At 65.6% G+C, this 22,889-nt stretch carries 19 protein-coding genes; 8 read left to right on the plus strand and 11 right to left on the minus strand.

Features of this window, described 5'->3' with window-relative positions; all coding sequences use genetic code 11:
* The first annotated feature begins 80 nt into the window (after nt 1–80).
* From ACSC1S_RS00965 to ACSC1S_RS00975, 3 genes are all read left to right on the plus strand, one after another.
* Entirely contained in the window at nt 81–290 is a 210-nt protein-coding gene (locus ACSC1S_RS00965) for a hypothetical protein (protein WP_435362772.1), read from the plus strand.
* 124 nt (nt 291–414) lie between these two features.
* Nucleotides 415–1,290: a hypothetical protein gene (locus tag ACSC1S_RS00970; RefSeq protein ID WP_435362773.1), complete on the plus strand. Its 876-nt coding sequence runs from the start codon at nt 415–417 to the stop codon at nt 1,288–1,290.
* Nucleotides 1,287–2,297 (plus strand): tyrosine-type recombinase/integrase, encoded by a 1,011-nt coding sequence (locus tag ACSC1S_RS00975; RefSeq protein ID WP_435362774.1) that lies wholly within the window; start codon nt 1,287–1,289, stop codon nt 2,295–2,297. Before ACSC1S_RS00970 ends, ACSC1S_RS00975 begins: the two co-directional genes overlap by 4 nt.
* 322 nt (nt 2,298–2,619) lie before the next feature.
* Here ACSC1S_RS00975 and ACSC1S_RS00980 read toward each other — a convergent pair whose 3' ends face one another.
* Together ACSC1S_RS00980 and ACSC1S_RS00985 are read right to left on the minus strand one after the other, a co-directional pair.
* Nucleotides 2,620–3,366, minus strand: a complete 747-nt coding sequence (locus tag ACSC1S_RS00980; RefSeq protein ID WP_435362775.1) for a hypothetical protein — start codon at nt 3,364–3,366, stop codon at nt 2,620–2,622.
* An 18-nt stretch (nt 3,367–3,384) separates the two neighbouring features.
* Nucleotides 3,385–4,029 (minus strand): hypothetical protein, encoded by a 645-nt coding sequence (locus tag ACSC1S_RS00985; protein ID WP_435362776.1) that lies wholly within the window; start codon nt 4,027–4,029, stop codon nt 3,385–3,387.
* Between the two features lie 99 nt (nt 4,030–4,128).
* Here ACSC1S_RS00985 and ACSC1S_RS00990 point away from each other — a divergent pair, with 99 nt between their 5' ends.
* Nucleotides 4,129–4,317 (plus strand): hypothetical protein, encoded by a 189-nt coding sequence (locus ACSC1S_RS00990; protein ID WP_435362777.1) that lies wholly within the window; start codon nt 4,129–4,131, stop codon nt 4,315–4,317.
* Between the two features lie 182 nt (nt 4,318–4,499).
* Here ACSC1S_RS00990 and ACSC1S_RS00995 read toward each other — a convergent pair whose 3' ends face one another.
* Entirely contained in the window at nt 4,500–6,509 is a 2,010-nt protein-coding gene (locus tag ACSC1S_RS00995) for a serine hydrolase (RefSeq protein ID WP_435362778.1), read from the minus strand.
* Nucleotides 6,510–6,860: 351 nt separating this feature from the next.
* Here ACSC1S_RS00995 and ACSC1S_RS01000 point away from each other — a divergent pair, with 351 nt between their 5' ends.
* Entirely contained in the window at nt 6,861–11,690 is a 4,830-nt protein-coding gene (locus ACSC1S_RS01000) for a S8 family serine peptidase (RefSeq protein ID WP_435362779.1), read from the plus strand.
* A 144-nt stretch (nt 11,691–11,834) separates the two neighbouring features.
* The gene (locus ACSC1S_RS01005) at nt 11,835–13,661 is read left to right on the plus strand and encodes an ABC transporter substrate-binding protein (RefSeq protein ID WP_435362780.1); all 1,827 of its coding nucleotides are present in this window, start codon (nt 11,835–11,837) and stop codon (nt 13,659–13,661) included.
* 52 nt (nt 13,662–13,713) lie between these two features.
* On the opposite strand, the gene ACSC1S_RS01010 is transcribed toward ACSC1S_RS01005, so the two are convergent.
* From ACSC1S_RS01010 to ACSC1S_RS01025, 4 genes are all read right to left on the minus strand, one after another.
* Complete coding sequence (locus tag ACSC1S_RS01010; protein WP_261649824.1) at nt 13,714–13,887, minus strand: hypothetical protein; 174 nt, start codon at nt 13,885–13,887, stop codon at nt 13,714–13,716.
* Between the two features lie 55 nt (nt 13,888–13,942).
* Nucleotides 13,943–14,779 (minus strand): hypothetical protein, encoded by an 837-nt coding sequence (locus ACSC1S_RS01015; protein ID WP_435362781.1) that lies wholly within the window; start codon nt 14,777–14,779, stop codon nt 13,943–13,945.
* 91 nt (nt 14,780–14,870) lie between these two features.
* A complete protein-coding gene (locus ACSC1S_RS01020; protein WP_435362782.1) occupies nt 14,871–16,187 on the minus strand; it encodes an RNB domain-containing ribonuclease in 1,317 nt (438 codons plus the stop codon).
* A 79-nt stretch (nt 16,188–16,266) separates the two neighbouring features.
* On the minus strand, nt 16,267–16,560 hold the full coding sequence (locus ACSC1S_RS01025; RefSeq protein WP_261649827.1) for a DUF7562 family protein: 294 nt from the start codon (nt 16,558–16,560) through the stop codon (nt 16,267–16,269).
* 118 nt (nt 16,561–16,678) lie between these two features.
* Between ACSC1S_RS01025 and ACSC1S_RS01030 the strand changes: the two genes are divergently transcribed.
* A complete protein-coding gene (locus tag ACSC1S_RS01030; protein WP_435362783.1) occupies nt 16,679–17,158 on the plus strand; it encodes an RNA-binding protein in 480 nt (159 codons plus the stop codon).
* 231 nt (nt 17,159–17,389) lie between these two features.
* Here ACSC1S_RS01030 and ACSC1S_RS01035 read toward each other — a convergent pair whose 3' ends face one another.
* From ACSC1S_RS01035 to ACSC1S_RS01045, 3 genes are all read right to left on the minus strand, one after another.
* On the minus strand, nt 17,390–18,103 hold the full coding sequence (locus tag ACSC1S_RS01035; protein ID WP_435362784.1) for a DUF1028 domain-containing protein: 714 nt from the start codon (nt 18,101–18,103) through the stop codon (nt 17,390–17,392).
* Between the two features lie 33 nt (nt 18,104–18,136).
* Nucleotides 18,137–20,854 carry a S8 family serine peptidase gene (locus tag ACSC1S_RS01040; RefSeq protein ID WP_435362785.1) on the minus strand — a complete coding sequence of 906 codons (2,718 nt, stop codon included), beginning with the start codon at nt 20,852–20,854 and terminating at the stop codon, nt 18,137–18,139.
* A gap of 126 nt (nt 20,855–20,980) precedes the next feature.
* Nucleotides 20,981–21,412, minus strand: coding sequence for a hypothetical protein (locus ACSC1S_RS01045; protein WP_435362786.1), 432 nt, complete (start codon nt 21,410–21,412; stop codon nt 20,981–20,983).
* Nucleotides 21,413–21,893: 481 nt separating this feature from the next.
* On the opposite strand from ACSC1S_RS01045, the gene ACSC1S_RS01050 reads away from it, so the two are divergent.
* The gene (locus ACSC1S_RS01050; RefSeq protein WP_435316936.1) at nt 21,894–22,253 is read left to right on the plus strand and encodes a cell division protein SepF; all 360 of its coding nucleotides are present in this window, start codon (nt 21,894–21,896) and stop codon (nt 22,251–22,253) included.
* 187 nt (nt 22,254–22,440) lie between these two features.
* On the opposite strand, the gene ACSC1S_RS01055 is transcribed toward ACSC1S_RS01050, so the two are convergent.
* The gene (locus tag ACSC1S_RS01055; RefSeq protein ID WP_435316937.1) at nt 22,441–22,812 is read right to left on the minus strand and encodes a NifU family protein; all 372 of its coding nucleotides are present in this window, start codon (nt 22,810–22,812) and stop codon (nt 22,441–22,443) included.
* Nucleotides 22,813–22,889 lie beyond the last annotated feature (77 nt).

Below are 22,889 nucleotides of genomic sequence, written 5' to 3' on the forward strand. Positions count from 1 at the left end.
CGATGATGACTCTCTTGGCGGTGTGACGACCGGGCCGTGCAGGAACACGGCCCAGAAGGCGGCTCCGTTCACTCAGACCAATGAGCGCTAAAGCCAACACGGGGCTGGAACCCCGTACGTCAGGAGACGAATCGCCTAAGGAAAACAGTAACGACGCGGGCCGGTGCTACATCTGCGGCGGCTACGCAGACGGCATCGACGCGAAGTCTCGCGAGCCCATCTGCCGGCGGTGTGACGCGACCTATGGACTGCTCGTCAAGCGCGCCCTGAGCGGAGGTGTGCGCGCATGAAGTGCGTTCGCTGTCGGCGTGAGCACGACACCGATGCCAGTCGGTGTCCCAACTGCGGAGGGACTCCTGCCAGGGAGTTCGACACGGAGCTGGTTCTCCGGGCCACCCTCGGAGGTGGAGTCTGATGGCAGCCGGTATTCAGGCGAGCATCTTCGGTGAGACCGACCACAGCGACGTGGCGACCATCGACACGCATGCCCGTATCCTCCGGCCGCTCCTCAACATACCGACCGCGGTCACCGAGGAGATCAAGCTGCACGTCGATGAGGATGGGCTTCGCTCGAAGTTCGTCGACCCGGCGAACGTCGCCCTGGGCCAGTTCCACGTGACCCCGAGCGCGTTCGACCACTACGAAGTCGAGACCGAGAGCACGGTCGGCCTTCCAGTCGGCAAGCTCGCCGCGCTGGCGAGCCGTGCCCGGATGCGCCGGTCGGACCCGGACCCCATCGACCTGGACGTCGACCAGCGTCGGGTTCTCGTCACCACCGAGCGCGAGTACGTCGATACGACGGTTCGCCAGACCGACGATCTCCAGAACATCGACCCGGCCAGCGTTCGCGATGAACCTGACGAGCCGCAGGTCAAGCGCGACTGGCGGGCCGAACTCGACACGGCCGCGTTCGCCGATGTCGTCTCCAGCCTCGACGATATGGCCGATACCGTCCGGGTGTTCGAGGAAGACGGTACCCTCGTCTTCGGCGGTGTCGGTGACGGTGACAGCGAGTTCGCCAGTGTCGCGGACTTTGGCCACGTTGCCGAGGCGATTCACGACGACGCCTCGACGGGTGCGGAGACGTGGCTCCACCTGAGCTACCTCTCGGACTTCGCGACCGCCATCAAGAAGGCGAAGTTCGACACCGTGACCTTCCGCTGGGGTGAGTCCATCCCGGCCCGCCTGGACTTCGAGCGCCACATCGAGGACGACGGCGACGAAGTTGTCGCCTACGGCGGCCACTTCACTGTGGCTCCGCGCATCCGGAAGGAAGGTGAACACGAGTGAGGCGAGAAGATCTCCACCCGCTCTCCCCAAAGGAGGGAGTCGAGCGGTTCCTCCGCTTCCGCGAGTCGTCGGTCCGCGAGTCGACGATGCAGAACGCTCGCACCAGGCTGCGCCACTTCCTGGACTGGTGCGAGATGGAGGATGTCGAGAACCTCAACGATCTCACCGGGCGCGACTTCGCCGACTTCGTGAACTGGCGGAAGAAGGACATCGCGCCCATCACGATGCAGAAGCAGCTCTCCAGCGTCCGGCAGGCGTGCCGGTACTGGGCGGACATCGAGGCCGTTCCCGAGGGACTCGCCGAAAAGATCCACGCGCCGGAGCTGCCCGACGGTGCCGAGAGCCGCGACGGCTTTCTGGAGCCAGACCGTGCCGAGGGGCTGCTGGCCTACCACAGCCGGTTCCACTACGCGAGTAAGGAGCACGCTGCCCTTGCACTCCTCTGGCGAACCGGGATGCGCCGGTCAGCGCTCCGCGGGCTCGACGAGTGCGACCTCCGTCCCAACGAGCACGCGGTCGCTCTGAAGCACCGGCCCGAGACGGGGACCGCGCTCAAGAACGGGAACAGCGGAGAGCGCTGGGTCTACCTTGGGCCGAAGTGGTACCAAATCATCGAGGACTACCGCGACAACCCGGACCGCCACGACGTGAAGGACGAGCACGGCCGCAAGCCGTTGTTCACATCCCGGTACGGCCGGCCGTCAGGTGACACCATCTACGGCTGGATCAACCGCGCTACGCACCCCTGCAACTACCGGGAGTGCCCACACGACCGCGACCCGGACACCTGCGAGGCGAAGGGCCGGGCTCACCAGGCTAGCAAGTGCCCGTCGGCGCGCTCACCACACGAGATCCGCCGCGGGGCTATCACGGCCCACCTGAACGAGGACACGCCGCCGGAGACGGTCAGCGAGCGCATGGACGTGTCGCTGGAGGTGCTGTACAAGCACTACGATGCGCGCACCGAGCAAGAGAAGATGGACGTCCGCAGAAATCAGCTTCCCTGAACCATGACCACTACTAGACACATCGAAAACCCGAATCCTACCATCCCGACGAGTCCATTTCCTTCCGTCGCTTCGCTCCGTCAGTCAATGGACTCGTCGTAGTCCCACTCGCTTCGCTCGCGGGACTCCCGACGAGTCCAGCGTCGTTTGGGTTGTTTTCTCGGTGAGCCGTCCGACTGTCTTAGTTGACGATGAGCTATGGCGTCTGGGTAGTCACCAACTCCGGCCGCGACACCTTCAGAACGAACTATCTCGGCCCAATCCCCGACCACATCACGAAACAGGCGATGGAGTACCTCAGCTTGTCAGAATAGTACATCTCTCACTTGTACAGCCTCCAGAAATATGAACTGATAGCCGCCATTGAGTTGTCTACGGCTGGAATAAAGAAATACATCGGGACACCAACAAACGCCAAAATCACTACGACATCCCAAGGGTATCTGACGATATTTTCTAGAATTAAAGTAATTATACCGATGACAGGCCCAAACAATGCTGTTGAAACTGCCGGGACGTATGAAATATCGAATTGGACTGCCTCTTGAAAATCTCCACTTGAGACGCCCGTCGCATCACGGATTATGCTAACCACCCCACCAAAGACTATGATTGAGATGAGACCTCTTGCATAGAAAACGCAGGCAGCTACCGCAGATTTTCTCGGGGAGGTAAATCTGATTTCCCGTGTTTCAGAATGGAATACTGGCTTGGCAAACCAGGCCAGTTTTCTAAGGACACCATCTGGTATTTCTACTCCCTCCGTGTGCGGCGGAGAAACGTTCTTCCATCTTTCCTCGAAATGGTATTTTATCACTTGGCCCGTTTTCCAGATTTCAATTGAGAGTGCAGAAATATAGATTAGTGCAAAATATATCGCAATGATTGGCCTGTCAATCAAAGCGAAGCAGACGAACAGAATAAGCGAGAGTATAGCAAAAAGAATGAAGCCAGATATTGCGAAAAGCCCCTCAATCAACCGTTTTTTCATCAAAACCCAGTAGCTGTTGGTTCCGTCCGTGGTTTTGAGTTCACCATCTTGATAGATGAGGTATCTATTCCTGTCCATGGTTAAATTTACTTGAAATCAAACCCTGCCGAATTGTTCTGTTACAGACTCAACGAACCCAGAACCCCTCTCGGAGAAACTCACGCTTTTCTTCGTCCCATCTGCCAGCGTCATGTGGAGCTGCACGAACGCCGAGTCAGTGTCGTAGGCCTTCAGGATGTAGTAGCCGCCGACCAGCACGAACACCACACCCAGGACAATCGCGAGCAGTTGTAGTGTTTGCTCGCTCAGCAGAGATGCCGACACGACTCCCAGCAGGCCGAGGAACGCTGAGATGCCGCCAGCAATCAGCGACTCCGTATCTACCGGCTCCTCACCGTGGAAGTCGACACTCGCACTCGCAACGTGGCCCAATTGCGTCGTCGTTACCTGCTCCCGCGCGCGACCCGACGACGACTCGGCACCGCGCCAGATCGAGACGATTCGAGAATCAGTCAGTACGTAGGTCTTCGGCCCGGTCGAAACTACGTCGTGGACCTTCTCCCCACCAGAAATGTACGGTTCCAACCCATCTCGGTGTGTCTTCGGTATCTGTTGTGACACTGCTGAATCACGTTTATAGAAATAACCGAAGCTAATAGTCCTGTCGGGTGCCTGAGATTGAAAGCCCACTCCCGGAACGACTTCCGGCCCCTTTCCGGAACACACCTGTTCCGGATTCACACGGCTCAAAGCTCCCGAAACCCGAACTTCAGCCAACTTCCGGAACTTCCGGAACGGACACTCTGACATTTATCTTACACCTTCCCCTGAGTCTATTCGATGCCCTGGAACAGTAGGCTGTTCACGATTCGAGTATCGAGCGAAGACGACGGCTACTATGCGACCGAGGACGGGACCGACATCGTCGGCCACGGTGACAACCCGCAGGACGCGGTCATCGAGTACGCGCTCAAGTGTCGGGCGAGAATCGAACGTGCCGAAGCAGACGGCGAGCGCCAGCGGGTGTGATTCCGATGAGAAAGACCACCTGACCTTCCGCGACCACGTACAGAGCTCGCGGGAGGACACTGATTCGGTCCAGCTGGCACTCTGGCGAGAGCTACAATCCACCCAACGGGAACCGTCCCCCGCCACACCGTCGCCTCTCGTCCTGTCCCGCCAACCCGAAACGCCGGGTCCGAGGACCCGACTCAGAACAGGTCGAAGCTCGGCCAGCTGTCGACGTTGTCGATGGCGTTGTCGACGGCCTGTTTGAGCGAGTTCCCGAAGCTGTCGCTCGACGGGCGGGTGTTCGCGAGGGCGGCGAACGCGAAGCCGTCGGTGCGCTGGACCATGAAGCCGAGCGAGCCGGGCATGGCCCCGTTGTGGCCGCGCCAGGTCGACATGACGGTCCAGCCTTCGCCGTAGTTCGGGTTCGGGCCTTCCACGTCGTACAGTTCGGTCGTGGTCGCCGCGTCGAGGATGTCGCGTTTCCGTGGCTGGCCGTCGACCCGGGTGAGGAACCGGCAGAGGTCGATGGGCGTGCCGACCCAGCCGCCGTGGGCGTCCATCCTGGCGACGGGGATGTTGTACGCGTTGCTGCCGTAGTAGGTGACCTCCCCGGACTTGCGCAGGGCCTCCGTGTCGCCCGCGATCTCCATCCGGCTGATGCCGGCGGGTGCGAGGATGGCGGACCTGACGTAGTTCTCGTAGGACTGGCCGGAGACCGCCTCGATGATGCGGCCGAGGACGCAGTACCCGAAGTTCAGGTACTGGTAGCTGGTGCCCGGTTCGGTCTGGAGCGGGCGGTTCGCGACCACGAACTCGATGAGTTCCTCCTGGTCCTTATCCAGATAGTTGAACATCGGGTCGTTCGGGGTGTTCTGCCAGCCGCTGGTGTGTTCGAGCAGGTGGTCGACGGTGACCCGGTTCGGGTTGCTGGTGGTGATGGCGGGCCCGTAGGTCGGCGTCCCGTATCTGGTCCCGAGGACCCCATCGGAGCCGAAGACGGGGTCGTCGAGGGCGAGCTGGTTCGTCTCGACGAGCTCCATGATAGCCACCGCGGTGATGGGTTTGGAGATGCTCGCGACCCGGAACCGGTGGGACGGGCGGACGAGCTCGCGGGTGTCGCTGTTCGCGAACCCGTAGCCCTTCGCGAACACGAGGCGCTCGTCCCTGGTGATGGCGACCGAGAGCCCGGTGATACCGTTCCGGCGGCGGTAGCCGTCGAGGAAGCGGTCGATGGTCCGGATGTCGCCCGGTGAGAGTCCCTCGGACTCCCAGATGGCGGCGTAGCGAGCGCCGCGGCGGTCGCTGTACCCGCTGATGTGGACGAGGCGGTAGCCCTGGTAGGCGTAGGACTCGAACTCACCCTGGTACTGGGCGCTGGTCATGTCGTGGCGGGCGACCCAGCCGGGTCCGGCGCGCTTCTCCCAGATGGCGGCGAAGCGAGAGCCACCGCGGACGGTGTAGCCACTGACGTGGACGAGGCGGTAGCCCTGTCTGGCGCGGTTGGTGAACTCGGTCTGGTACTGGGCGCTGGTCATGCCGTGACGGGCGACCCAGGCGGGCCCGGAGCGCTTCTCCCAGATGGCGGCGTACCGGGCGCTCCCGTCGACGCCGTACCCACTGACGTGGACGAGGCGGTAGCCGTCTCTGGCGCGGTTGGAGAACTCGGTCTGGTACTGGGAGCCAGTCATACCGTGGCGGGCGACCCACTGTGGCCCGCGACGTTTCTCCCAGATGGCGGCGAAGCGGGGCTGGCCACGGACGGTGTACCCGCTGATGTCGGTGAGCCGGTAGCCCTGTCTGGCGCGGTTGGTGAACTCGGTCTGGTACTGGGCGCTGGTCATGCCGTGGCGGGCGACCCAGGCAGGGCCACGACGCTTCTCCCAGATGGCGGCGAAGCGGGGTTGGCCACGGACGGTGTACCCGCTGATGTTCGTCAGGCGATACCCCTGTCTGGCGTAGCTGGTGAACGCACGCTGGTACTGGGACCCGGTCAAGCCGTGCCGGGCAACCCATTGCCCCCGCTGCCTGCGGCGATACTGAGCGTGTGGTGCCCACGGCGGCGTGGCCGCCCGTGCTGGACCCGTCACGCCGACTGTCCCGAGCGACAGGCCCGCCGACAGGGTTCCGAGTCCGGTGAGTAGTTCACGCCGCCCGATTCCGGAGCGGCGGGTCGCTGGCAGTCGCTGGTCGCGTTCTGGTATCTGTCTCATAGTGCCTCTCGTTGACCTCCCCTCTGGCCAGGTCGGGGACCGATTGTCGACATGTTCGCGTGTTCTCGTTCTGCCGTGGTCCCGCGGCGCTAGCAAGGGCTAGTACGCCGGAGGGCCGAATAACGATTTTTCGCGCCTGCAGGCATTAGAACCGTGAATATCGGCGTCTCTGGGGGTTCCAGGGCGGTCCGCCGGATGGCGGGGTCGCCGCCGTTCGGGGGCGACACACCACGGATGCGGCCCGGATTCGCCCACCCCCCGGCTGGATTCAAGCGCAGTCATGTCGGCAAGAAGAGCTAAGTAGCGTTGGTTTAGTTTCCAACAATAATAGCACTCATGTTAGGCGGGAATATGACAACAATTGACACACGAAAGGCGCTCGCTGTGGTGCTCGCAGTCGTCGCGCTGACCGGGATGGTGACGCCAGCACTCGCCGTGTCGGCGGCCTCGACAGGCCCGGCCGACCTGCACGCGGGCCAGTCCCCGAGCACCGACGGCCAGGCGTCGGTCGGGACGCCGGCCGAACAGGCCTCGATTGCGCCACCGGACCGGAACGAGACGGCCACCGTAACGACGACGAACGTGACGCTGGTCACCGGGCAGACGGTCACGGTCGTCGAGCAGGGTAACGAGACGACGTACCAGGTCCACAGTCCGGGGTTGCGCAAGGTCGAGACCCGGCAGGGGACGTACGTCTTCCCGCAGTCGGTCGACTTCACGACGTTCGAGCCCGCCCTGTTCAACGTCGACCAGCTCGTCGCACAGAACTACACCGACGCGGACACCGACAGCGTTCCCATCATCGTCGAGCGTCGGGAGACGGCGGGACCGTTCGGGCTCGAGTCGTTCGGGTCCTCGCTGGCGGCCGCGGAGGGTGTCGAGACCAAGAGCGTGCTCGGTTCCGCCAATGCGGTCGCGAGCAGCGTCTCGAAGGCCGACGCATCGGCCGTCGCCGCACGACTGCGGGCTGACCCGTCTGTCGAGCGGGTCCATCTCGACAGTCAGATCGAACTGAACCTCGACGAGGCGAACGAACTCGTCTCCGCGCCGAGTGGCCGACAGCAGTACAACGTGACCGGGACGAACGTCACGGTCGCGGTGGTCGACTCCGGCGTCGACAACAGCCACCCGATGCTCGAAGACGCCGTCGTGGACGAGGCCGACATGGTCGAACACGACGGGGTCGCCCAGGACACCGTCGGGCACGGGACCCACGTCGCGGGCATCGTCGCGGGGCGGTCGGTCAACGGCAGCAACATCACCGGTATCGCGCCGAACGCGAGCATCATGGACGTTCGCGTCGGCGACTACTACCTGACCGAGTCCGACATCATCGAGGGCGTCGAGTACGCGGTGACCAACGATGCCGATATCATCAGCATGAGTCTCGGTGGCTCGCCGTCGACGAACGACCCGCTGGTCGACGCGGTCCAGAACGCCTCGGACAACGGCGTCACCGTCGTGGTGGCTGCCGGTAACGACGGGTCCTATGGTCGGGAGACCATCGGGTCCCCCGGCGTCGCGCCCGAGGTCATCACGGTCGGTGCGAGCGACAAGTCGGACCGGCTCGCGTACTTCTCCTCGCGCGGACCCACGTCGCTCCAGCACTACGTCAAGCCGGACCTCGTCGCGCCCGGGGTCGACATCGAGAGCGCGGCGCAGGGGCGAAACGGGACGACCACGATGAGCGGGACGAGCATGGCGACTCCGGCGGTCTCCGGCGCTGCGGCGCTCCTCATCGCGGAGCATCCCGACTGGAACCAGAGCCAGGTCCGGAGCGCGCTCGTGACCACCACCGACCGACTCGACGCGTCCTACGACGTGTACCAGACCGGCTCGGGCCGGCTCAACGTCTCCCGTGCACTCGGCACCGACCTGCTCGTGAGTCCGAGTACGGTCCAGTTCGGGCTCATCGACGGGTCGGCCAGCAAGAACGTCACCCTCCACAACGACGGGGACGAGAACCGAACCCTCTCGCTCGACGCGTCCGTTCGGGCCGTCAGCGGGAGTGGGAGCGGCACCGCGACCCTGGGAACGCGGTCGGTGACGCTCGCGCCCAACGAGACCGCGACGGTCGAACTCACCGTCACGGCGACCGGTAACGGGTTCTTCTCGGGCCGGCTCGCGATCAACGACTCGGCCGCGACCGGCAACGAGAGCTGGCGACGCGCCAGTTTCGGCTTCGTCTCCCAGCGGACTGTCACCGTGCACTCCAACGGGCTCAACGGGACGAGCGTCGAGGGTGACGTGGTCACCATCAACGACGGCTACTACACCCGCTCTATCGGCTCGCTCGACGAGAACGGGACCTACACCGCGACCGGACTCCCGAACGGGACCTACACGGTCACCGTCCACGGGACGGACGAGTCCGCGAACAACCAGTCGGTGCTCTCGCTCGCCACGGTGAACGTCACGGGTGATACGACCGTGACGGTGAACGAGTCCGACACCGTCCGGTTCAGGTTCGACACGTCGAACCTGTCCGGGGCGAACGAGTCGCTCTCGGTGCTGCAGCGGGACGTGACCGCCGAACTCGACGGTGTCCCCTTCCGAATCGACGCAGCGTTCCCCGAGAGCACCACGTTCCGGGTGTCGAACATCTCGGACCTGAACGTGAGCACGCACCACATCGTCGTCCCGTCGGCCGCCTACCCGAACGAGACGAGGAACCTGGACACGCCCGAACTCTACGACGTGGTTAACGCGACGTGGGGTGTCGATGGGCCGGTGACGTACGCCCCGACGAGGGAGGCGCTCGCGGTCAAGAACATCACGTACCACCGGACCGACCCCGGTGTCACTATCTGGGTCGCCCGTCACTGGGGCATCACGAACCGGTCGGTCCACGAATCGACGTACTTCGTCCCCTACTACGAACTCGACGGGCGGACGGACCAGACCATCTACGCCTCACAGCACGCAGCGAACGAGAGCGTCGAGTACGCCATCGAGGGCGTCGGCTACTGGTGGTGGACCGACGACACCACCAGCGTCGTCCAGGACGGGACGAACACGACCCTGAACCGGTATCCGCTCCTCATCGACGTCGGGACGCCGGAGCCCGACTACGGTAAAGCGTTCAACGTCGAGTCGACGACCATCGACCAGGCCGGTCGTGCCCTCGACGGCATCCCCGAGCCGGACCACTGTGAGCTGTACCGGAACGGCACGCAGGTCGACGACTGGGGGAGCAGCTGGTGCTGGGACGCCTCCAGTGCCACCGAGGCGGTCGCGCCCAACGGGACGACCTACCGATACATGGTCGAGGGCGACTTCGACCGGGCCGGCTGGGACGGGCGCACTCGCGCAGTCTACGAGACGACCGTCCGGAACGGCTCCTACAGCGACGTCCCCGAGGTGACGACCATCGACTTCGCCGAACTGGACGCGAACAACTCGCTGCCGAAGCGACCCGTCTCGGCGACCATCACGGCCGACCAGAACCTGACGAACGCAACGGTGTACGTCCGCTACGCGTCCAACTACGTGGACGAGGCTCCCTACGAGGGCGACGTGAACACCACCAACTTCCCGTGGCGGGAGGCGGACGTCCAGATGGTCGACGCGTCGGCTGGCACCATCCGCGCGACCCTCGACACGCGCAACGTCACGGACGGGCCGATGCACATCAGCGTGACCGTCGTCGACGAAGAAGGCGACCGCTACACGGTCACTGCTCGGCAGGGCGCGGACACCACCTGGGACCGCAACCCTGACCGGAACATCACGGCGACGGTCCTGAAACCCGATGGGAACGTCTCGAACACCACCGAGTTCGTCTCGTGGTACGACGGTACCACCGACGTCCACGACATCGACGAGAACGGGACCACGTCGTTCACGCTCCCGAACCGGAGTAGTCCCACGCTCTGGGTCGCCGAGACCGACCGCTTCGGCTACGACACCGAGGCACCCATCGACGGTATCGCGGACGTCCACACCGTCCCGGTCGGCACCATCGAGAACGACACCGACCTCGGGACCGTCACGCTCCCGGAGGGACACCGGCTGAACGTGACCGTCGTCACCGACCGGGGGAACCCGGTCTCGGACGCGCAGGTGTTCCTCATCGACGTCCCCAACGGCACACCGACGCACGGCCAGGGCCTCAAAGTCGGTGGCCGCATCAACGGGACGACCGACGCGAACGGGTCGCTCGTGGTCGGCAACACGACCGGACTGGAGGCGAACGGGACCGTCCGCGTGGACGTCATCATCCCCGATAAACCGCAGTTCCCCGAGAGCCTGAACGCGACCGACGTGACCGTGACGAACGCGACGAACCACACGGTCGTCCTCGAGACCCAGGACGTCTGGGCTCCGGACGTCTCGAACGTCAGCGCGACCCTCTCGGACCGGACCATCGCCTTCGAATTCGACGCGAACGAGACCATCGGGAGTATCGAGGGCGCGGTCCAGAACTCGGCCGGTGTCACGGTGGAACAGCTCGACCTGAGCGACTTCACCCGGAACGAATCGCACTACGCGATGAACTACACGCCCGAAAGCGGTGGTGACTACAGTGTCGTCATCACGGAGATCGCCGACACGGCCGGTAACAGCGACTTCGTCGGGCTGTACTCGTTCGACGTGCCCGCAAAGCAGACCAACACCGGCGGCGGTGGCGGTGGCGGCGGTGGCGGCCAGGGCGGCGGCCCCGCCGGAACCGTCAAGATCAGCGACTGGTCGGTGTCCGACTCGACCGTCACCCCCGGCGAGCAGGTCACGATGTCGGTGACCGTCTCGAACACCGCCGACAGCACGAAGACCATCACGCCCGCGCTGTACGTCGACGGCGAACTCGTCGAGGGCAAGCGCCTCTCGGTGCTGAAAGACATGGAACGCACCGTCAAGTTCACCTACCGGTTCGAGGAGTCGGGGACGCACAGCCTCAGCCCCGACGGGAACGACTTCGAGTTCGTCACCGTCGAAGCAGCGGGCGAGACGACGACCACGACCGAGACGACGACGGCGACGACCACCCCGGTCACGACGACCGAACCGGGCGATGGCGGCGAGTCGGAGACGACCACGACGACGGCGGTAGCCGAGACGACGACGGCGACCGACGTGTCGGGTGGGTCCGGTGACGGACTCGGCCAGACGCCCGGCTTCGGCGTCACTGCGATGGTCGGTGCGCTCGTCGCGACGCTGCTGCTCGCCCGGCGACGGGACTGATAGGTTCTCGAACGGTCTACCCCTCGCTTTCGTGTCCGTTCCTGACGGCAGACGCCAGACTCGCCCTGCGCTCTCGCTTACTGCCAGAGCAGAAGAGTGAATAAATGAGTTACATATTTGTGTTTTCCATCTGACGATGGCGTCATGGGCCCAAATGTGGGGAAACCAACACGACGCTCGTTTCTGAAACGGACTGGTATCGCGTCCGCTACTGCACTGGCTGGCGTCACAGGGACGGCCAGCGCCGAGGGGAAGCAACCGGGGAACTCCGGCGGTGGTCCCCGTCGGCTCACCATCGACCTCGCTTCCGAAGTCCAGACACTGGACCCACTGGTGTCGCTCTTCGATGAGGTCTCGGGACGCGTCGTCGAGCAACTGCACGAGGGGCTGTTCGAGCACCCCGACGGCGAAACGGATGTCGTCGGTGGCATCGCAGCCGATTATGTGCTCGACGAGAGCCAGACGGTCTACACCATCACGCTCGACGACAGGGCTCGGTTTCATGACCCGCAGTTCGGTGCAGTCACAGCCGAGGACGTCGTCTACTCGTTCGAGCGGGCCGTCGCCTCACCTCACTCGCCCGGGGTCCCGCCGTGGCTACTGCTCCAGGTCGTTGGTATCGAGCACGACCGGAACGAGGACGGAAACTACGTGCCGGGGTCGCTCGGGGTTCGGGCGGTGGACGAGAAGACGGTCGAAATCGAACTGGAGTCGCCGTTCTACGGGACGCTCGAAGTGCTCAGTCGCCGTGCATTCGCGATTCTCCCCGCGGGCATCGTCGGCGACGTTCCGGGATACGACGGCGTGTTCGATTACGAGACGTTCGCGAGTAGTCGGTCCATCGGTGCCGGTCCGTTCGCGCTCCGAGAATGGGGGGATGGGGTCCTTCGACTCGACCGGTTTCGGCCGTACCACCGCAACCGGCCGGCACGGGAGGTTCACGGCATCGACTATCACATCGTGCCGGACGCGGACGACCGGTACGAGCGGGCGGTGTCCGGGCAGGTCGACGTGTTCCCCATCCCGGATAGCGAGTACGACCCGTCACTCCTCGACCCGAAGCGAATCGACGACCGGGGCCGCGAGTTCGGCGAGTACGGACCGCTCCCGAGCGGAGAGACGGTCGAGTACGTCTCTGCGACGTCGCTCACCTCGTTCTACGTCGGTTTCAACACGGAGCAGGTCCCCCGGCCTGTCCGGCGGGCCCTCGCGTGGGGGCTCGACCAGGACGCAGTGTCGGCGGACCTCTTCCAGGGCCGAAGCCGACCGGCGTACCACTTCACCCCGCCCAACCTCTATCCGGGTGGTCCCGCCGCGTACGATGACCACGCTGCCGGGTACCCCTACGGAACCGACGCTCGTGTCGAGCGTGCGCGACAGGTGATGGAGGACGCCGGCTACGACGACTCCAACCGGTACGAGTTGCGCTTTACCACCTATCCCAACGACAACTGGGCCCAGCTCGGGCAGCGGCTCAGCCAGCGACTCGCCGACGCCCACATCGACCTCACGGTCGAGGAAGTCAGGTTCGGCGAACTCCTTTCCAGAGGCCGACAGGGCGACCTCGAAGCGTTCGTCCTTGGCTGGATCGCGGACTGGGCAGACGCGTCCAACTTCCTCAAGTTGCTGAACCCACCGTACACTGATACGTCGCAGGAGAACATCCCCGGCGGGTACTTCGACTGGGGCGGCACGTCGGCGGCCGAGCAGGCGGCCGACGCGTGGGAGACCATCCAGACGAACCAGGGCTCGACCGCATCAGCGCGACAGGTCAGAGCACGTGCTGCGGTTACTATCGAGGAGGCGAACTGGACCGATGCCGTTCTCCTCCCGATTCATCATCCGGAACACCAGCGGTTCTGGCACGACCGGGTCGACGTCCCCGCGTTCGGCGCGCTCGGAGCTCCGAGCCAGGCGCTGACGGACGTGACACTCAACCCGAAAGGGGGCAGCAACGGCCAGGGACGCTGAAACAGGCCTGGTCGCCTCTGCCCCGGGTATCGCGACCCCGCTCGAACAACTCTCACCACACCGATCGTTCGTCGGTGACGACCACCTCTTCGTCGACGACGGCACAGCAGTTCTCGTACGGGACGAACGCGGCGAACTGGCCGTCGATGTAGCATTCGATGCCTCGCTCTATCTTCTCGTAGCTATCGCACTCGATCTGGCCTTCGTGGAGGATGACCCTGTACATGTACGAGAATACGGCGTGAGGCGTAAAATCCGTGACGCGGGGTTTCAGCCCGTCGTCATTCTCGTTCGGTGGGGGCGTTCGACCCGTGTTCGGTCTCGCCGATGGTCGAGCAATCGATAGACGCGGCGTATTCCAGGCTGTCGTCGACCCAGGAATCGAGCGGGCCAGACGGGCTCGCACCGGGGTCGGTGAGTCTCGGGCTCCCGTCGTCGGGGACGAGCACACGGACGAGATGGTCACCGTCGGTCACCTCGAGCAGGTGCCCGTCCGGGTAGCTGGCGACATGGGAGTGCTCGAATCGCTCGCGGAGGTCGCGGACCCGGGGTGGGTCTGCGTTGGGGAGACAGTCCCGAACGTCGAACACGGGCTCGAACCCGGATTCGAGGGCCGCGCGGGCGCTCGCGTGCCAGTCGGAACCGTCACCAGCGTCCTCGTCGTCGGACCGTGTTTTCCCGTGCATGGTGGCGACCGCTCCACCTGACGCGATGTAGCCCAGTGGGACGCGGAAGGAATCGTACACCGGTTCATCGCCGTTCTCGGCCCGTTCTGCGGCGTGGTTCGCGACTACCGTCGCACGCTCGGCACGGTCGTCGTACCCGGTAACGAGAAACGGGGCTGCCGCAGCACCGTCGCTCACGGTGACGCGGAGTCCGTCGTCGGTCACGCCGACCAGCCGACAGTGGAACCGGTCCGTCAGCGACTGGCTCGGGGCGGCGGCTTCGTGGCTGTGGTGACGGTTTCCGGTCCGGGACCGGTCCGGGATTCCTGCAGGGTCACCCGGTGACCCGGACCGGGAAGAACCGGTGCTTCGGCGGTCAAGCGCGGTGATGAAGACCCAGAACACGCCCATGAACAGCACTACGGTCAGAGCGATGAAGACGACGTAGTTCATGGGGGTCGCGGCTGCTGGGGAGGGACGGTGGGCGGGCAGCACATCTCTTCCTGTTCGTTCTCCAGACAGGACGAAAACAGTGTCGACTGGTTTACTGGTCGGGCGCTTCTTCGTCCTCGTCGTCGTCGTCCGGGATGACCTCGATACCCCGGTTGTTCACGGCGTTGGGGTCGAGGCCGACCTCCTGGAGGAACTGCTTGTACTCGCGTTCGCACGTCTCGGCGGCCTTCTGCTTGTCGGAGGCGGCCGAACAGAGCGCGGCGAGGTCCTCGGGCACGTCGTTGGTGTAGACGATGTAGTGGTTGATGAGGTCCGAAAGGCGGCGGATGGGCGAGGTGAAGTGCCCGTAGATGTCGAAGTTCAGCGCGTGGTGGCCGCCGAACGGGTCGGACATGTACTTCGCGCGGGGCATGACCTTCATCACGGCCCACTGGATCTTGCCGAGCTGGCGCTCGGGAGCGGTCTCCAGCGTCGCGTTGACGGCCTTCCGGGGGTCGTCCCACTTGTCGCCGGGGATGCTCACACCGTCTAAGTCCTGTATCTCGACCAGTGCCTTGTCCCACTCGTCGGGGGTGGGCTGGGGGTGGACGCGGTACATCGCCTCGACGCCGCGGTTCCACATCAGGACGTGCGTGACGGCCTTGTTGGCCTTCAGCATGCACTCCTCGATGATGGTGTGAGCGCGGTCCCGTCGTGGGTTCAGCACCAGCGAGCCGTCCTCCTTGCGCTGCTCGTGCAGGCGGTCGGCGACCTCGAACACGAGCGAGATATCGTCGTGGAGGTCGGCGTCCGGTTCGTCGAGGCGGCGCTCGGTCTGGGTGTACGTGAGGCGCTCGTCCGAGTGGATGACGGACTTGTAGATGTCGATCTCGTCGTAGCTGAGCGTCTCCTTGTCCAGTTCCATCTGGACGGTGTGGGCGAGGCGGTCCTCGTTGGGGACCAGCGAGCAGACGGTCTCGGCCAGCATCGGCGGGAGCATGTGGATGGTGTAGGCGGGGAGGTAGACGGTGTTCCCGCGCTCGACGGCCTCGGCCCACATCGCGCTCTCGGGGTGGACGTAGTGGGTCACGTCGGCGATGTGGACCCACAGCGTGAACGTCTCCTCGTTCTCGCGGATGGAGATGGCGTCGTCGAAGTCCTGGGCGTCGATGGGGTCGGTGGTCCACGTCGTCAGGTCCCGCAGATCCTCGCGTTCGTCGAGTTCGTCCTGTATCTCCTGTTGGACGTCTGTGGTTCGTTCTTCGGCCTCGTCCATCACCTTCTGGGGGAACTCGTCGCGAATCTCGAACTTCTCGAAGAGTTCCTCCCGCTTGTTCTCGAGATGGCGCGCGAGTTCCTCGTCGATCTCGACGGGGCCCTGGCCTTCCGCTGTCCCGGCCGCGGCCTGCGCGCTCGTATCATCACTCATATCACTGGCCTACGCCCGGCCTGCAGGAAAACGTGTCGGGGCGGCCGCGCCGCGGTGGCGGGTGCCGCTGTCGCGTCCGTTACTGCTCGGAAGCGCCGTAGCGCTCCTGTACGAGGCGGTCGTACGTCTCGAGGAACTCCTCCTGGCTCATGGTCGCTTCGTCGATCTCACAGAGGAGCGATTCCAGTTCGTCTCGCGGCTGGTGGCACTCGGCACGATAACACGGCTTGCAGAGGAACTCGAACTCCTTGCCGGTGCGCTCCCAGCGGTTACCGTACTTGTCGTACTCCCGCGCGTTCCGACGTGGAACGTCCTCGCCACACGAGATGCACGTAACGGTCTCGTCTCCCCGGTCTGTCCGGGAACCCCACATACATCCACAGACGCAGGGGAGGGTTAAAGCCCTTGTCGCGGTGAGGCATGCTAGTTCTTGAAAGGGCGTGCTCGGCGAGAGCGCGTCGTTTATGCGGCTTCCCTTCGACCGCCCGAGTATGCAGGTCAAGTCACGCCATCACCTTCGCAGCGACGACGTGAACGAGGTCGAATCCGCGGTCTCGGAACAGCTCGGCGTCGAGCTCGACGGGGACGCCTACGAGCTCGTCGAGCTCGACGGGAGCGAGTTCGACCTCGTCCTGGTCGACGGCAAGCCCCACATCTGTTACGTCGACGACGAACCGTTCCTGACCGTCGCGGGCGCGAATGCCCACGAGGTGACCCGCCGCGCGGTGACGGTCGACGCCGGTGCCATCTCGTTCGTCTCCGGCGGCGCGGACGTGATGCGCCCGGGCATCGTCGAGGCGGATTCTGACATCGCCGAGGGCGACCTGGTCGTCATCGTCGAGGAGACCCACGGGAAGGCGCTCGCCATCGGTCGCGCGCTGACGAACGGGGACGACATGGTCGGTGACTCGGGGAAGGTCGTCGAGTCGCTCCACCACGTCGGCGACGACCTCTACGAGTTCCGGGTCTGACCCCGGCGTAGTCGCTCGATTTCGGCCGTCTCACTCCCGCTGGATGCCACTGGTGCCTGAGGATTCAGGCACGTAACTCATCCGCTCTGCGACCATCCATCTACTCGAGGACAGGGCATCCCCCTGGTCTCACAGTGCCTCTGTGCGCCGCTGCCCGCGGCGCCATCTTCACGTATCTACGACCGACGAGTCACGACGCCAGCGGCCGGCCACCACGGTACCGTCGCCGTCTCAGGCGTCCGAGACCGCGTCCATGTCGTCGTCCTCGTAGGCGTCGCCGTACTTCTCCAGCGCGGCCTCGAACCCCTCGCGCGCCAGCTCGTAGGTCTCGCGCAGGTCCGAGATGGGCGTCTCGGTGGCGTCGACCCGGAGGTCGTCGTAGTAGGGTTCGGGGTCGCGCTCCTCGGTGGTCGCCACGCGCAGGGCCGCGCTCTGGATGGTGAGGTCCTCGCGCTTGTCACCGCCTGCGGCGTGGCCCGCGTCCAGGGCGTCCACGAGTCGTTTCGCCAGCGGCTCGTCGCGGTCGCCCGCCTCGTACGCCTCGGCCACGGCATCGACGACGCCCTCGCCGGCGAGCAGGTTCCCTGCGACGGTGTAGTTCCCACCGACACGGTCGCCAGCCCAGTCCATGCACTCGTCGCCCGTGAACGCGAACTCGCCCTCGTGGCCGACGCCGTGGAGCTGGCGCGCCGGAGCGTTGTCGTCGGCGTTCAGGAGGCCCTGCAGGGCGTCCTCGACCGCGAGCCCGTCGTCGAGATACTCGATGCCCTTCCGCCCGAGCCGGACGTTCGTCAGGCTCTGTGTCGAGACGGCCCCGTTCTCGCTGGCCCAGGGGCACAGCGCGCCGACGCCCGGCAGCCGGGTGGTCACCGCGACGCCGAAGCGGGTCTGCTCGTCGCCGTCGTCGTCCTCGTACGTCTCGCGCACGCAGATGCTGAAGGTCATGTCCCCCGCTTTGGGGTGGAGGACGAAAAGTGTCTATCTCGCGCCCTTCCCGGCCGCGGTCACGCTCCGGGTCGCGCTCGCGGTTCGTCCGGTCGCGTCGGTGACGGTCAGGGTGGCGGTGTAGGTCTGGCCGCCGCCCTTTTTTATCTGTACGGTGGCGCTGTCGCTGTGCTGCCCGCCGGAGACCGACCGGCCCACGGTGCCGACGCTGGCACCGCCCTCGTCGAACACCGCGAAGACGACCTCGGCGAGGTCGCCGTCGGAATCCGTGACCTCCCACGTGCCGGTCACCTCGGCGTGTGGGCTCGGGGCACCGGCCTCGGTCACGGCGAAGCTCACGACTTCGGGTGCGACTGCTGCCGGCGGTTCCGGGGCCGTCCCGGCGGTCGTGAACGCCGCCACGTCCCCGGTCATCGAGCCGGCGCTGTTCTCCCCGACGATACGATATTCGTACTCGGTGCCGGGAGTGAGGTCGGTGAGGGTGGCGGTCACCTGCCCAGTCTCCGAGCGGACCTGCTCCGGCGTCGTGACCGAGCGGGAACCCGCCTCGCCCCACTCGAAGTACACCGTCGCAGTGCCCTCCGAGCCGAGGTCGGTCAGCTGTCCGGTGAGGTCGGCAGTCGTCTCGGTGACCGCGCTTGCAGGCTCGGTGACGACCGTGGGTGGCGTCCCGGGGTCGCCGCCACCATCGCCGACGACCACGCTCTTCGTGACGGTCGTGGACCCGTCCGTGACCGTCAGTCGCGCTTCGTAGGTCCGCCCGCCGCCCTTGTGGATGTGGATGGTCGCGCTGTCCGCCGTCGTCACGCCGGTGGCCGTCCGGGTCACCGAGTCGACCAGCCCCCCACCTTCGTACACCGCGTAGACGACTGACTGGATGTCACCGTTGGGGTCCGAGACGGTCCACTCCCCCCTGATATCGGCGTGCGGGTTGTTCCCGCTCGTATCGCTCGCGGTGAAGGCGTCGATGCTCGGCGGAGTCGGTGTCCCCGAGAGCGTCGTGAACTGTCGGATCGCACCCGAATCGCTGCCGTCACTGCCGGACACGAGTGCCTGTACCTCGTAGGTGGTCTCGTCGGTCAACCCGGTCACCGGGGCGGTGTAGCCCGTCGGCGCGGTCGTGAGCGTCTCGGGAGTCGTCTCGGTCCACGAGCCGCCGACCGGCCGGTACCGGAACCATGCCTCGACCGACTGGGCGGACCCGAGGTCGGCCAGCGTCGCCCGCAGCGTCGCCGCTGTCCCCGTCACGTCCGTCGGGTCGCCGGTCAGGACGACTGGCGGCTCCGGGGCCGTCCCGGTCGTGAGGAAGGACAGGGTATCGCCACTCGCGAACCCGGCCGAGTTCGTCGCCACCAGCTGGAACTCGTGGGCGCTGCCGGCCGTGAGGCCGGTCAGGTCCGCGACGACCGCCCCCGTCGCAGAGACCGTCTGTGCGGGGGTGGTCATCGTGAGACCCGTCCCGGCGAGCCCCCACTCGAAGTAGGCCGTGACGTCGCCGGCCGTCCCGAGGTCGGTCACCCGGCCGCGGAGCTGCGCCGTCGTCCCGCTCACGCCGCCGGCAGGGTCGGTGAGCACGGTCGGAAGCGTTCCTGCCGCGGGCTCGACACCCAGGGCCCGGTCGACGCGGACCAGCCCAGCGCCCTGCTGGGCCGCCGAGAGACCGAGGTCGTCGGCGGTCGCTTTCAGCTGCTGGCGGGCCTGGGTGCCGGTGTAGCCAGACGCCAGCAACAACGCGACCGCGGCGGTGACGTGTGGACACGACATCGAGGTGCCGTTCTTCAGCCCGTAGCTCCCACCGGCGAGCGCGGACCGGACACCGACGCCGGGTGCGATGAGGTCGACCTCGGGGCCCGTCGAGGAGAACGAGGCGAGGCCGTCGCCCTCGTCGCTCGCGGACACCGCGATGACGTCGGGGTAGGCCGCCGGGTAGCCCACACAGTCCGTGCAGCCGCCGTTGCCCGCCGAGGCGACGAGCGTCACCCCGGCCGTGACGGCGTAGTCGACCGCGTCCGAGACGAGGTTGGAGTCGCCGCCGCCGAGACTCATGTTCGCCACGTCCCAGCCCTGGTCGGCGACGTACTGGATGCCCGCGGCCACGTTCTCGTAGGAGCCGCCCCCGTTGCAGTTGAGGACCTTCACGGCGTGTAGCTGTACCCCCGGTGCGACGCCGATGACACCAAGCTCGTTCACCTGGGCCGCGACGGTGCCGGCGACGTGTGTCCCGTGCCCGTCGTCGTCGTCCCAGGTGTGGTGGCAGGTGTTCGGGACGCCACAGCTCTCGCAGGCGACGAAACTCGCGCCCGCGCCGACGACCGCCTGCAGGTCGGGGTGGTCCGAATCGATACCGGTGTCGACGATGGCGACGTGGACCGGTGTGCCGCCCCCCGTCACTCCGGTCTGCCCGGCGGCCTGGGCCGTCATCGCGCCGACGCGCTCGATACCCCACGGGACGGTCTGGCCGGTGGCCTGCATCGTCCCGTTCGCCTCGACGTACCGAACGTGCGGGTTCCGGCGAAGGCCGTCGAGCGCGGCCGCCGGGAAGGTCCCCACGAGCGCCTGCCCGATGGCCGGACCGAAGTCGAACTCGCGGCTCACACGGGTCGCGACCTCGCGGGCGCGAGCGAGCCCGACCGCGTCGCTCGTCCCGACGATGTGCTCTCCTGTCACTGCGCTGGCAGCGGCCGGTGCCAGTCCGAGTCCGACCGTGCTGCCGGCGAGGCCACGGAGCAGCTGACGGCGTGAAAACTGCATGATATCTCTCTTGCAGAGAGGGTTGGAACCCGTATGAACGGGTCCTGAGCGGTCAGAAAGGAGCTAACCAGCGAGATGGTCGGTCGTGTCAGCAGACGTTCGGTTGCCAGTCCCGCCGCGAGACACTCAGACCCGCGGGTCGTCGAGTTGCACCGGCCGGATGGCCGTCGCGGTCGCGCCCAGCTCGTCACGTGCGGTCACACGGACGAGGACTCGGCCGGACCGGGTCGTACGCGCGTCGTCGCCGACGCCGACCGCGGTCGTCCCGGTCACCGCCTCACCTTCGACCGATTCGGTCACCGCGGTCCGTTCGCTGTTCTGGCCGATGACGCAGACGGTGACCGCCTCGAGGTCGCCGTCACCGTCGGTCGCCTCCCACGAGACCACGACCGCCCGTTCGTCGGTGTCGGTGTCGGTCAGGACGGCGTCGAGCGTGACACCCTCGACCCGCGGCGGAATCGGCTGGGTGGCCCGCGTCTCCCCTGTTGTGTCGGCATCGGTCCGGATCGTGTCGGCGTCGTCGCCCGTCGACAGTCGCCTCGTTCTCTCCCCTGTCATCGTCGTTCACCTAGACAGAGGTTCGCATGGGTCATGAGGCCCCCACGGACCACACCGTGAGTACCTGCACGTGAGGTGCGTCGCCCCCGGTAGGTGCGGGCGAGAGCGGGACTCATCGCCCCCCCTCTGTGCGTCTCTCCCTGTCGTCTCGGCCTCCCGACCGCCCGCGTCCCCCGTGCGCCGGCGGCGATAGAAGGGAGCAATCCCTTCCGGTGTCGTTCCATAACCTCTCAGTAAACATAGGTCTCCCGTGGGTATGAGTGTTCGCTAGCCCGTCTCATGAGAACGCCGGCGTCGCCGACGGACCACCCGGAACCAGAAGAGGAAAGACGGGCGTGGTGGGACTGTTCCCATCGTTCTACTCCCGCTCACCGACCGACTGTGCGACACGGAAAAAGTAACAGCTCTGAGATAGTTGTGTCACGTGTCTGCAGTGTGTCCGACGCAAGAACTATACCGGTCCCGACGGACCTACTCGGGTATGGGGTTCATGGCCAAGATCCTCGGCACGACAGGTTCGCGTAGCACCGAGGACTATCTCGAACTCGATCTCGACGACTTCGACACCGTCTCCGGCGAGGCAGCGATGCAAGTACACATCGCGGAGGTCGCTGGACAGGCGGATGCTATCGATATCAAGGACGCGGTGTACGACGGAGACCTCGTCATCGCCGACATCACACGGTTGCGCACCGAAGACCGCACCGTCGACCACATCATCGACGAACTCCGTCAGGTGGCACAGGAGGTCGACGGCGACATCGTCCAGAAGGGCGACGACCAGCTCATCGTCACGCCGACGGGCGTGAAGATCAGCCGGGAGAAACTCGGGCGCGACTGAACTAGCCTCGCTCGCGACGCTGGGCGTCGGCGAGACCGATATTTTACGTTCCAGGGAGCGGCCAGCACCGGCATGTCCTGACCACGTGTTCGCGACGGGTCTGGGCGGTTGCGCAGCGTGCCCGTCGCGAGATGCCCTGTCGCTGCCTGTTCACTCTCTCCGAAACCCACCAGCGGCGGCAGTAGAATCAGAAGTGGTCTTTGCCCGGGTTCGAGGAGCCCCAGTCGCCCCGGCCGCCCTCGGTCCGGTCGACGCCCATGATGGACTCGGCCTGCTCGACGCCGAGTGATTCACCCGTCTCGGGGACCCGCACCGTGACGTCCTGTATCTCGGGCCACTTGTAGAGCTCTGCCTCGATGTTCCCGGTGGTGACATCGGCCACCGAGCAGCCGCTACAGCCGCCGCCGAGTTCGATGACGACCTCACCGGTCTCGGGGTCGGCCTCGCGGACGGCACTGGTCCCGCCGTGCATCTGGATGATCGGCATCTCGCGGGCGAGCCAGCGTTCGAGGCGCTCTTTCAGCGTGTCCCCCTCGCCGTCTGACGAGTCGGTACTCATTACCGAACCATAGGCGGCCCGAACGTGAGAAAGCTTTGGGTCTCGTTCGCACGATTCCGCAGGAACGACCGTGAGGA

The sequence above is a fragment of the Haloarchaeobius pelagicus genome, assembly GCF_051207375.1.
GTDB lineage: Archaea > Halobacteriota > Halobacteria > Halobacteriales > Natrialbaceae > Haloarchaeobius.

Excerpts from the sequence above, each read along its gene's own strand:
- ACSC1S_RS01015 (WP_435362781.1), bottom strand. The coding sequence starts at position 14,779 with ATGAACTACGTCGTCTTCATCGCTCTGACCGTAGTGCTGTTCATGGGC.
- ACSC1S_RS01005 (WP_435362780.1), top strand. The coding sequence starts at position 11,835 with ATGGGCCCAAATGTGGGGAAACCAACACGACGCTCGTTTCTGAAACGG.
- ACSC1S_RS01030 (WP_435362783.1), top strand. The coding sequence starts at position 16,679 with ATGCAGGTCAAGTCACGCCATCACCTTCGCAGCGACGACGTGAACGAG.
- ACSC1S_RS00990 (WP_435362777.1), top strand. The coding sequence starts at position 4,129 with ATGCCCTGGAACAGTAGGCTGTTCACGATTCGAGTATCGAGCGAAGAC.
- ACSC1S_RS00965 (WP_435362772.1), top strand. The coding sequence starts at position 81 with ATGAGCGCTAAAGCCAACACGGGGCTGGAACCCCGTACGTCAGGAGAC.
- ACSC1S_RS01050 (WP_435316936.1), top strand. The coding sequence starts at position 21,894 with ATGGGGTTCATGGCCAAGATCCTCGGCACGACAGGTTCGCGTAGCACC.
- ACSC1S_RS01055 (WP_435316937.1), bottom strand. The coding sequence starts at position 22,812 with ATGAGTACCGACTCGTCAGACGGCGAGGGGGACACGCTGAAAGAGCGC.
- ACSC1S_RS01000 (WP_435362779.1), top strand. The coding sequence starts at position 6,861 with ATGACAACAATTGACACACGAAAGGCGCTCGCTGTGGTGCTCGCAGTC.
- ACSC1S_RS01040 (WP_435362785.1), bottom strand. The coding sequence starts at position 20,854 with ATGCAGTTTTCACGCCGTCAGCTGCTCCGTGGCCTCGCCGGCAGCACG.
- ACSC1S_RS01010 (WP_261649824.1), bottom strand. The coding sequence starts at position 13,887 with ATGTACAGGGTCATCCTCCACGAAGGCCAGATCGAGTGCGATAGCTAC.
- ACSC1S_RS01025 (WP_261649827.1), bottom strand. The coding sequence starts at position 16,560 with ATGTGGGGTTCCCGGACAGACCGGGGAGACGAGACCGTTACGTGCATC.
- ACSC1S_RS01020 (WP_435362782.1), bottom strand. The coding sequence starts at position 16,187 with ATGAGTGATGATACGAGCGCGCAGGCCGCGGCCGGGACAGCGGAAGGC.
- ACSC1S_RS00995 (WP_435362778.1), bottom strand. The coding sequence starts at position 6,509 with ATGAGACAGATACCAGAACGCGACCAGCGACTGCCAGCGACCCGCCGC.
- ACSC1S_RS00970 (WP_435362773.1), top strand. The coding sequence starts at position 415 with ATGGCAGCCGGTATTCAGGCGAGCATCTTCGGTGAGACCGACCACAGC.
- ACSC1S_RS01035 (WP_435362784.1), bottom strand. The coding sequence starts at position 18,103 with ATGACCTTCAGCATCTGCGTGCGCGAGACGTACGAGGACGACGACGGC.
- ACSC1S_RS00980 (WP_435362775.1), bottom strand. The coding sequence starts at position 3,366 with ATGGACAGGAATAGATACCTCATCTATCAAGATGGTGAACTCAAAACC.
- ACSC1S_RS01045 (WP_435362786.1), bottom strand. The coding sequence starts at position 21,412 with ATGACAGGGGAGAGAACGAGGCGACTGTCGACGGGCGACGACGCCGAC.